This window comes from Streptomyces sp. NPDC048659 (genome assembly GCF_040650575.1).
Classification (GTDB): domain Bacteria; phylum Actinomycetota; class Actinomycetes; order Streptomycetales; family Streptomycetaceae; genus Streptomyces.
The window spans coordinates 1-9784 of record NZ_JBEZHM010000068.1 but is presented as its reverse complement, the minus strand read 5'-3'; the positions used below and the strand labels follow the sequence as shown (position 1 = coordinate 9784).

Here is a 9784-nt window from a genome sequence, read left to right as displayed (position 1 = left end):
GCGCCCCCGTTCGACTCTGTGCGTGCGGGCGATCCTTACGGGTGCGGCGGGGCGTGGGCAAGCCGTCCCGGAGGCTTCACCAGGTCTCGGCCAACTCTCACCGCAGCTTGGCGAGATCACTCCGGTCGGAAACGGTACCGGCGGGGCCGGGGGCGGCGGGGCCGGAGCCGGGCCCGGCGGCCTCGCGGACGAGGCCGTCGATGAGGGCGAGGGCGTCGTGGGCGGCGTACTCCTCGGCGAGGGCGGCGGCACGCTCGCGGTAGGAGGGCGTCGACAGCACGCTGTCGACGGCGGCGCGGAGTTCCTCGTCGGAGGGGTCGGCGGTGCGCAGGTTGACGCCGGTGCCGGACCATTCGACGCGCGCGGCGACCTCGGGCTTGTCCTCGGTGTCGCCGCCGACGACGAGCGGGACGCCGTGCGCGAGGGCCGCCTGGGTGCCGCCGTAGCCGCCGTTGGTGACCAGCAGGTCGGCCAGCGGCAGGAGTTCGGCGAAGGGAACGAAGCCGGCGACGCGGGCGTTGGCGGGGAGCTCGGGAAGCTCGGCGGCGATGCGCTCGGCGGCGTCGGGGCGGCCGGTGGCGGCGACGACGAGGACGTCCGGGCGGTCCGCGAGGGCCCGCAGGGCGGGGACGACGAGGCGGCCGAGGGCGGTGTTGGCGAGGGTGCCCTGGGTGACGACGACGACCCGCCGCCCCTCGGCCCGGGCCCGCGCGAGCTCGGGCCACCAGGCGGGCGCCTGCGGAGTGTTGCCGGTGGCGGCGCCAGAGGCCGTGCCGGTCCCGCTGCCGCCCTCGATGGGGATCGCCCCGACGAAGCGGACGTTGCCCGGCAGGTCGCTGCGCGGGTACTCGAATCCGGCGACGGTGAGCTGGAGGAACAGGTCGGCGGACTGGACCCGGTGGCGGATCAGGGAGCCCTCGCCGAGGGTCACCCCGGCGGCGGCGAAGCAGCCGCGCAGGTGCTCCATCAGGGGGACGGCGCGCTCGGCCATCGTCGCCGCGAGCTCGGCGTAGCGCGCGCGTTCGGCCTCGTCGGCGGGCGGCAGCAGGCCGAGCAGGTGCGGGGCGGTGTCGCGGCTGTCGACGCCGAGCGGCGAGATGCCGACGCCGAACACGGCGGGGCGGTCGCCCGGTTCCGCGCCGAGGGAGAGCGCGACGCCGCCGAGGAAGAGGTTGTCGTGGATGACGACGGAGGCGGGGAACGCGGCCAGCGCCTCCCGCAGGGCGGCGAGCTGGGCCGGGACGGGGTCGCCGAAGATGTGCTTGACGTCCCACAGCACCTGGGCGGGCCCGGCGGGGACGGCCGCGCGGCCGGGGAAGCGGGCGGGCAGGTCGCGGTCGTCGTAGTCGGCCTCGGCGGGCAGCGCCCGGAACGCGGGCCCGGCGGCCTCGACCTGGGCGGCGAAGCGGGAGCCGCCGAGGAAGACGACCTCGTGGCCGAGACCGGAGAGGTGCCGGGCGATCTGGAGCAGCGGCGCGTGGTGGCCGGCGACGGGTGTGGCGGCGACGAGGATCCTGGACATGGCGGTGCGTTCCCCCTGGGACGGTGCGTGGAGCGGTCGGCGCGCCCCCCTGGGCGACGCGCGTGGCGACCCTACGACCTGCGGCGACGGGGACGGAAAGGGTCGGGGGACGGCGGCGCGTCGGCCCGAGCGCCCGCCGTCGCCCCGCGCGGGGCGGTGGCGGGCGCTCGGGGAGAATGCCCGGCATGAAGATCACCGCACGTGGCCTCAACCGCGCTTCCCTGGCCCGCCAACTGCTCCTGGAGCGCGCGCCGCTGGGCGTGGCCGAGGGTGTCCGGCGGGTCGTGGCGCTCCAGGCGCAGCACCCGGGTTCGCCGTACGTGGCGCTGTGGAACCGGCTCGACGGGCTGGATCCGGCCGAGGTGGACGCGGTGTTCGCGGGGCGCGAGGTGGTGAAGGCGACGCTGATGCGGATCACCCTGCACGCGGTGCACGCCGGGGACTACCGCGTGTTCCGGGAGGCGTTGCAGCGGACGCTGTACGGGACCCGGCTCGGCTACCGCTTCGCCGCGACGGGGCTCACCCCCGCCGAGGGCGAGGAACTCGTGCCGGGCCTGCTGGCGTTCGCGGAGCGGCCCCGGTCGGTGGCGGAGCTGCGCGGCTGGCTGGCGGAGCGGGTCGGCGAGGAGCGGGCGGAGGGCGCGTGGTGGGGGCTGCGGGCGTACGCGCCGCTGCACCACCAGCCGACCGGCGGGCCCTGGTCGTTCGGGCAGCGTCCCTCGTTCGTGGCGTCCGGCGGCGCCCCGGTGACCGGCCGGGAGGAGCCGCCCGGGGCGCTGCGGGAGCTGGTGCTGCGCTACCTGGCGGGCTTCGGGCCCGGCTCGGTGGCGGACGTGGCGCAGTTCGCGATGGTGCAGCGGGGGCCGGTGCGCCGGGTGCTGACGGAGCTCGGCGACGGTCTGGAGCGGCTCGAAGGGCCGGACGGCACGGTCCTGTTCGACGTGCCGGGGGCGGCGCGGCCGGACGGGGAGACGCTCGCGCCGCCGCGGCTGCTGGGGATGTGGGACAGCGTGCTGCTGGCGTACGCGGACCGGGCCCGGGTGATCCCGGCGGACTACCGCAAGGCGGTGATAAGGGTCAACGGGGATGTGCTGCCGACGCTGCTGGTCGACGGGTACGTGGCCGGGGTGTGGCGGCCGGCCGAGGGCGGCATCGAGGCGCGCGCCTTCCACGTCCTTCCGGCGGGCGCGTGGGAGGGGCTGGCCGAGGAGGCCCGCTCCCTGCACGCGCTGCTCGCCCCCCGCGACCCGGCGCTGTACCGCCGCTACGACCACTGGTGGACCAAGCTGCCCGAGGGGCACACGCGGCTGCTGCCGGGGTAGCGGGGGCGGTGCCCCGGCCCGCCGGGCGCCGCCGCCCGTGTCCGGGCCGGGTGCCGCCCGCCCTCGCGCCGCCGGGCGTGCGCCCGCGCGCGGCGCCCCCGCGCGGGCGCCCGGCTACCCCCCGTACCGCAGCGCCGCGGCGTACGCCTCGTCCGGGTCGAGGCGGCGCAGTTCCTCGGCGATGAGCTCGGCTGTGGTGCGCACCTTGAGGGCCATCACGCGGCTCGGCTGGCCCGGGATGGCGAGGTGGGCGACCGGGCCCTCCGGGCGGTCGATGCGGATCTCCCCGTCGGGGGTGCCCATCCGGACGGCCGTGACGACCGGGCCGTCCGTGACCACCCGCTCCACCGGCACGTCGAGCCGGGCGCCGAACCAGCGGGCGAGCAGCTCGGCGCTGGGGTTGTCGGCCTCGCTCTCGACGGCGGCCGAGATCACCGTCGCGCCGGCCTGGTCGAGCGCGGCGGCGAGCAGGGAGCGCCAGGGCGTGAGCCGGGTCCAGGCGAGGTCGGTGTCGCCGGGGGCGTACGAGGCGGCGCGTACGGCGAGGGCCGCGAGCGGGTCCTCGACGGCGTAGGTGTCGGTGATGCGGCGCTGGGCGAGCGTGCCCAGCGGGTCGCGGGAGGGGACGTCGGGGGCGTCGACCGGCCACCAGACGACGACCGGGGCGTCCGGCAGGAGCAGCGGCAGCACGACGGAGTCGGCGCGGGTGCCGAGCTCGCCGTGCAGGCGGAGCAGGACGGTCTCGCCCGCGCCCGCGTCGGTGCCGACCCGGACCTCGGCGTCGAGCCGGGTCTCGTTCCGGCCGCGCGGGGAGCGGGCGTGCCGCTTGATGACGACGAGGGTGCGGGAGGGGTGTTCGCGGGACGCCTCGTTGGCCGCCTTCACGGCGTCGTAGGCGTTCTCCTCGTCGGTGACGATGACGAGGGTGAGCACGACGCCGACGGCCGGGGTGCCGACCGCGCGGCGGGCCTCCAGGATCGCTTTGTTGATCTTGCTGGAGTTGGTGTCCGTGAGATCGATCTTCATGGCCGGTGCCCGTTCCTTCCCTCGCGTGTCCGCATGGTCTCCCCCTGCCCTCCCGTCAGGTGCCAGCGCCGGGAGGGCTCCGGATCTTCCCGAACACTATCGAGCCGGCCGGTCCTCGCCGACCGAGAGGACGAGCTTGCCCCGGGTGTGGCCGCCGGCGCTGAGCCGCCACGCCTCGGCCGCCTCGGCCAGCGGCAGCACCCGCTCGACGGGGACGGTGAGGCGGCCCGCGTCGGCGAGGGCGGCGAGGGCCGCGAGTCCGGCCCCGTCGGGGCGCACCCAGACGTAGTGCCCGCCGAGGGCGGCGGCCCGGTGGTCGGCGATGGAGGCCAGCCGGGCGGGCGAGCCGAGGAGGGCCAGGGAGGCGTCGAGGGCCTCGCCGCCCACGAAGTCGAGCGCCGCGTCCACCCCGTCGGGGGCCAGCTCCCGGACCCGGTCGGCGAGCCCGGGGCCGTACGCGACGGGTTCGGCGCCCAGTCCGCGCAGGAAGGCGTGGTTGGCGGGGCCCGCGGTGCCGATGACCCGGGCGCCTCGGGCGACGGCGAGCTGGGTGGCGAGCGAGCCGACGCCGCCGGCCGCCGCGTGCACCAGGACGGTGTCGCCCGCGCCGACGCCGACCCGGTCGGCGGCCTGGAGGGCGGTGAGCCCGGCGAGCGGCAGGCCGCCGCTCTGCGCCCAGTCGAGGGCGCGCGGGCGGCGGGCGAGCATCCGGACCGGGACGGAGACCTTCTCGGCGTAGCCGCCGCACTCGGCGCTGTCCTTGCGGATGTAGCCGAACACCTCGTCGCCGGGGGCGAACTCGGTGGAGTCCAGGCCGTTGCGCTCGACGACCCCGGCGACGTCCCAGCCGGGGATCAGCGGGAAGTGGGTGACCATCAGGGGGTCGAGGCCCCCGGCGGCCAGCTTCCAGTCGACCGGGTTGACCCCGGCGGCGACGACCCGGACCAGCACCTCGCCGGGGGCGACCTTGGGGTCCGGGAGCTCGCTGAGGACGAGGTCCTCGGGGCCGCCGTACCGCGGCATGGTCACGGCCTTCACGGGCTCAGCCCTCCGGGTCCGGGGCGGCCTCGTGCTCGGGTTCGGGTTCGGGCCGCGCCCGCGCGTCGGCCTGGGCCTGGGCGCGGCGCCCCACGACGGCCGCGGCGGCGAGCGCGCTGCCGACGAAGGCGACGGCGACGACCCAGGGGCGGTCGAGGACGTGGCAGGTGGCGTGGTCGAGGGAGTAGCGGCCCGCTCCGGCGACGCCGATGGCGGCGGCGGTGAAGCCGAGGAAGGCGGGGTACTCGTAGCCGCCGCCCTGGGCGAAGAAACCGGCCGGGGCGTGCACGGCGACCGCGCCCGCCATGGCGCCGGCTGCGGCGGCCCCGGCGGCGGGGGTGGCGAGGCCGAGGGCGAGCAGCGCGCCGCCGCCCGCCTCGCCGAGCCCGGCGGCGATGGCGCTCTCGCGGGCGGGCGAGAAGCCCATGGCCTCCATGCCCTTGGCGGTTCCCTCGATGCCGCCGCCGCCGAACCAGCCGAAGAGCTTCTGCGTGCCATGGGCGGCGAGGACGGCGCCGGTGCCGACCCGCAGGACGAGCAGTCCCAGGTCGCGGCGGTTGAGCGGGGTCATGGGGTCTCCCGGTGCGTGACGGGGTCGCGGCGGGTGCGGCGAGCTCCACGGGCGCTCTCCACTCTGCTCCGGACGGCGGGGGCAGCCGCTGTGATGCTCGTCCGTTCAGGTCATTTTTGTCATGTTTTGCGGCGTTCGTCGTGTGTTGCTTTAGTGAGAGCGCAGTCATCCGCCCGAGGGACCCACGGAAACGGAAGGGGCCGCATGACCGCCGACTCGCCCGAGACCGCCGCCCTGCGCGCGAAGGTCCGCGCGCTGATGCCGCGCGCCAAGGAGGACCTGACCGCGCTGGTCGCGATGCGCTCGGTCGCCGACCCCCGGCAGTTCCCGCCCGAGGAGTGCGCGCGGACCGCCGACTACCTCGTGACGGCGTTCACCGAGGCGGGGCTCGCGGACATGCGCCGGGTCACCACCCCGGACGGCACCGACGCCGTCGTCGGGCACGCCCCGGGCCCCGAGGGCGCGCCGACGGTGCTGCTGTACTGCCACTACGACGTGCAGCCGCCGCTCGACGACACCGCCTGGCGCACCCCGCCGTTCGAGCTGACCGAGCGCGACGGACGCTGGTACGGGCGGGGCACCGCCGACTGCAAGGGCAACATCGCCATGCACCTGACCGCCCTGCGCGCGCTCGGCGGCCCGGACGGTACGGGCTTCCCGGTCGGCCTCAAGTTCGTCGCCGAGGGCTCGGAGGAGCAGGGCACCGGCGGGCTCGAACAGTTGGTGCCGCAACGGCCGGAACTCTTCGCCGCCGACGCCCTGCTGATCTGCGACACCGGCAACTTCGCGCGCGGCCTGCCCACCGCCACCACCTCGCTGCGCGGGCTGGCCACCGTGGTGGTGACCGTCTCCACCCTCAAGGGCGAGATGCACTCGGGCATGTTCGGCGGCCCGGCACCGGACGCCCTCGCCGCGCTCGTACGCATCCTGGACAGCCTGCGCGACGAGGCCGGCAACACCACGGTCAAGGGCCTGCCCGGCGACGGGACCTGGGCGGGTGTCGACTATCCGGAGGAGCGGTTCCGCGCCGACGCGGGCGTGCTCGACGGGGTGGCGCTGCTGGGCACCGGGACGGTGGCGGAGGAGCTGTGGGCGCGCCCCGCGGTCACGGTGCTGGGCATCGACTGCCCGCCGGTGGTGGGCTCCTCGGCCGCCGTGCAGGCGAAGGTACGGGCCCGGGTCAGCCTGCGGGTGCCGCCGGGGACCGACGCCGAGGAGGCGCGGGCGGCGCTCTCCGCCCATCTGCTGGCGGCGGCGCCGTGGGGCGCCCGGGTGGAGGTGGAGCCGGAGGGCACGGGCCAGCCCTTCGAGGCGCGCACCGACGGGCCCGCCTACCGGGCGCTCGCCTCGGCGCTGGGGCAGGCGTACGGGAAGGACATGGTCCGGTCGGGGCAGGGCGGTTCGATCCCGCTGTGCAACGTGCTGGCCGGGCGGTTCCCGGAGGCGGAGATCGCCCTGATCGGCGTCGAGGAGCCCGGCTGCCTCATCCACGCGCCCAACGAGAGCGTGGACCCCGCCGAGATCGAGACGATGGCGCTGGCCGAGGCGCTGTTCCTGCGCACGTACGCGACCGCCCGCCGAGGGCACGCGACGAGGAGTGGAGTGAGGTCATGACACAGACGGACGACCGTCCCGGACGGGACGTGCCCCCGGGGCCGCTCGGGCTGCTGGCCGGGCTCGCCTGGCAGGCGACGCTGGTCGCGGGGCTCCTGTCGCTGGCCCTGGGTGTGATGGTGCTGGCCTGGCCGAAGGCCACGCTGACCGTGGTCGGCGTGCTGTTCGGCATCTACCTGCTGGTGAGCGGCGTGCTGCAGCTGGTCGCCGCGTTCGGCACGCACGCCCGGACCTCGCTGCGGGTGATGGCCTTCATCAGCGGCACGCTGGGCATCCTGCTGGGCCTGTTCTGCTTCAAGGGCGCCACCCAGTCGCTCCTGCTGCTGGCGCTGTGGATCGGCATCGGCTGGCTGTTCCGCGGCATCATGCAGACCGTGGCGGCGGCCTCCGACCCGATGATGCCGGCCCGGGGCTGGCAGATCGCGCTGGGCGTGATCAGCGCGCTGGCCGGTGTGGTGCTGATCGTCTCGCCGCTGGAGTCGGTGGCGGTGCTGACGGTCCTCGGCGGCGTCTGGCTGCTGGTGGTGGGCGTGGCCGAGATCGTGACCGCCTTCATGGTCCGCTCCCGCGCCAAGCAGATCCCGCCCGGCGTCTGACCGCCGGTCCCCCGCCGGTCCCCCGCCGGTCCCCCGCCGCCGACGGCCGTCCGCCGCGGCGGCGCCCGAGCCCCCGGCCCGCCCGGCCGGGGCTCCGGCGCGCTGCGCTACATTTTGCCGGTCCTTGACCGCGATCGTTCACGTTCCCCGACCGTGCGCGATCCCTCTGCCCCGGAGCCGGCATTCCCATGAGCGACATCGTCAACGGCCTCGGCCGGGCCTCCGCGTACGGCGCCCTCGGCGTCGTCCTGCTGATCCTCGGCATCTTCCTGATCGACCTGCTGACCCCGGGCAAGCTGGGCCGGCAGATCTGGGAGGAGCGCAACCGGAACGCGGCGGTGCTGCTGTCCTCCGCGCTGCTCGGCATCGGCGGGATCGTCTTCACGTCGATCTGGACGACCTACGAGGACTTCGCCAAGGGCCTGGTCTCGACGGCGGCGTTCGGGCTGCTGGGCCTGGTGATGATGGCGGTGGCCTTCCTCGTCGTGGACCTGGTCACCCCGGGCCGGCTGGGCGCCACCCTGGTCGACCCCGAGCCGCACCCGGCGGTCTGGGTGACCGCCTCGTGCAACCTGGCCGTCTCGGCGGTCCTGTCCGCCTCCATCGCCTGAGCCCGCGCGGCGGCGCTCAGCGCGGCGGGATCGCCCCGGCGTAGACGTGGTCCGGGGTGACCACCTCGGTGATCGCGCGGGCCAGCAGGGTGGACGGCTCCTGGCCGCCGACGAGCGAGTCGGTGTTGATGAGGACGACCAGGGTCGCCTTCCGCTCCGGCAGGTAGACGGTGACGGTCTCGTACCCCGGCAGCGAACCGTTGTGCCCGATCCAGCCGTTGGTCTCCAGGATGCCGAGGCCGTACGTGGTGCCCGGGAAGCCGGTCGGCAGCGTCTTCAGGCGCTGGGCCTGGGTCTCGGGGCTGAGCAGGCGCCCGGTGGCGAGGACCTCCGCCCAGTGCCGCAGGTCGCGCAGGTTGGAGGTCATCCCGCCGGCCGCCCAGGCCCAGCTCGGGTTCCAGTCCGTGGAGTCCTCGACCGCGCCGCTGAGCGTCTGGTTCGTGTAGCCGTGGGCGTGCGGCTCGGGAAACTCGGCGCCGTACGGCAGCGCCGAGTCCTTCAGGTGCGCGGGGCGGAACACCCGGTGCCGCAGGACCTCGGCGAGCGGGCGCCCGGTGACCTTCTCGACGACGAGCCCGAGCAGCACCAGGTTGGTGTTGGAGTACTGGAACGTCGTGCCGGGCTCCGCGGTGTTCTCGTGCTTCAGCCCGTACGGCAGCACCTCCTGCGGGGTCCACTGCCGCCGCGGCTCGCTGAGCAGCGCCTGCACGAAGTCCTTGTCGGCGGTGTACGGGTAGAGCCCGCTGCGCATCTCGGCGAGGTGGCGGAGGGTGATCCGGTGCCCGTTCCGCACGCCGTGGACGTACTTCGCGATCGGGTCGTCGAGCCCGACCCGCCCCTCGTCGACCAGCTGGAGGAGCGCGGTGACGGTGAAGGTCTTGGTCTCGCTGCCGATGCGCACGTAGGTGTTCGCGAACATCGGCTCGCCGGTGGCCTTGTCGGCGACGCCGGTGGCCCGCACATAGCTGCCCCGGCCGGGCATCCAGAGCCCGACGACGACACCGGGGATGCCCGCCTGCACGCGGACCTTCTCGATCGTCCTGTCCAGCTTGGCGGTCAGCTCGGGCCCGAGCCCGTCCGGCGGGCAGTCGTCCCCGCCGGCCAGACCGGCGCCGGGCGCGGGCGCGCTCGCCGCGTGGACGGCGGTGGCGGGGGCGGCGGCCACCGGGGCCAGCACGGACGCCACCAGCAGCGTCGCGGCCAGCAGCCGGCGGGAGGGCGTACGTCGTCGCATGGGGGTGGCTTCCTCCGGGTCACGGGCACGGACGCCCAGAGGAACACCGACCCCCGGGGCCCGACGGCGGCGCCGCCGGGCGTGTTCCGGGAGTCCACCCGATCGGAGCCGCCCGCGCCCGCCGGGCGGCCCTGGGCCGGGCCGAGACCCTAGGGCCTGTCGTCACACTCCCGTCGTCGCCCGGAGGGCGGCCTCGCGGCGTCAGGCGCGTGCTCTCGGCGTGCCGGGCGCACGCCCTCGTACTGGACGT

General features: G+C 75.9%; 9 protein-coding genes. 4 read left to right on the top strand and 5 right to left on the bottom strand.

What is annotated here, in order from left to right; translation table 11 throughout:
* Positions 1 to 97: 97 nt before the first annotated feature.
* Entirely contained in the window at positions 98 to 1522 is a 1425-nt protein-coding gene (locus AB0C99_RS34100) for a nucleotide disphospho-sugar-binding domain-containing protein (RefSeq protein WP_362483484.1), read from the bottom strand.
* Positions 1523 to 1707: 185 nt separating this feature from the next.
* On the opposite strand from AB0C99_RS34100, the gene AB0C99_RS34095 reads away from it, so the two are divergent.
* The gene (locus AB0C99_RS34095; protein ID WP_362483483.1) at positions 1708 to 2844 is read left to right on the top strand and encodes a winged helix DNA-binding domain-containing protein; all 1137 of its coding nucleotides are present in this window, start codon (positions 1708 to 1710) and stop codon (positions 2842 to 2844) included.
* Positions 2845 to 2958: 114 nt separating this feature from the next.
* Here the strand turns inward: AB0C99_RS34095 and opcA are convergent, their stop codons facing one another.
* The 3 genes from opcA to AB0C99_RS34080 form a co-directional block, all read right to left on the bottom strand.
* Positions 2959 to 3870, bottom strand: a complete 912-nt coding sequence (gene opcA / locus AB0C99_RS34090) for a glucose-6-phosphate dehydrogenase assembly protein OpcA (protein WP_362483481.1) — start codon at positions 3868 to 3870, stop codon at positions 2959 to 2961.
* Between the two features lie 96 nt (positions 3871 to 3966).
* Positions 3967 to 4908, bottom strand: a complete 942-nt coding sequence (locus tag AB0C99_RS34085) for an NADP-dependent oxidoreductase (RefSeq protein WP_362483479.1) — start codon at positions 4906 to 4908, stop codon at positions 3967 to 3969.
* Positions 4909 to 4912: 4 nt separating this feature from the next.
* A complete protein-coding gene (locus AB0C99_RS34080; RefSeq protein WP_362483477.1) occupies positions 4913 to 5479 on the bottom strand; it encodes a DoxX family membrane protein in 567 nt (188 codons plus the stop codon).
* A 204-nt stretch (positions 5480 to 5683) separates the two neighbouring features.
* Here AB0C99_RS34080 and AB0C99_RS34075 point away from each other — a divergent pair, with 204 nt between their 5' ends.
* The 3 genes from AB0C99_RS34075 to AB0C99_RS34065 all read left to right on the top strand — a co-directional run bounded on the left by AB0C99_RS34075 (position 5684) and on the right by AB0C99_RS34065 (position 8300).
* A complete protein-coding gene (locus tag AB0C99_RS34075) occupies positions 5684 to 7093 on the top strand; it encodes a dipeptidase (protein ID WP_362483476.1) in 1410 nt (469 codons plus the stop codon).
* Positions 7090 to 7689, top strand: coding sequence for an HdeD family acid-resistance protein (locus AB0C99_RS34070; protein WP_362483474.1), 600 nt, complete (start codon positions 7090 to 7092; stop codon positions 7687 to 7689). Before AB0C99_RS34075 ends, AB0C99_RS34070 begins: the two co-directional genes overlap by 4 nt.
* Positions 7690 to 7877: 188 nt before the next feature.
* On the top strand, positions 7878 to 8300 hold the full coding sequence (locus tag AB0C99_RS34065; protein ID WP_362483473.1) for a DUF350 domain-containing protein: 423 nt from the start codon (positions 7878 to 7880) through the stop codon (positions 8298 to 8300).
* 16 nt (positions 8301 to 8316) lie between these two features.
* Here AB0C99_RS34065 and AB0C99_RS34060 read toward each other — a convergent pair whose 3' ends face one another.
* Positions 8317 to 9534 (bottom strand): serine hydrolase domain-containing protein, encoded by a 1218-nt coding sequence (locus AB0C99_RS34060; RefSeq protein ID WP_362483471.1) that lies wholly within the window; start codon positions 9532 to 9534, stop codon positions 8317 to 8319.
* Positions 9535 to 9784: the final 250 nt, after the last annotated feature.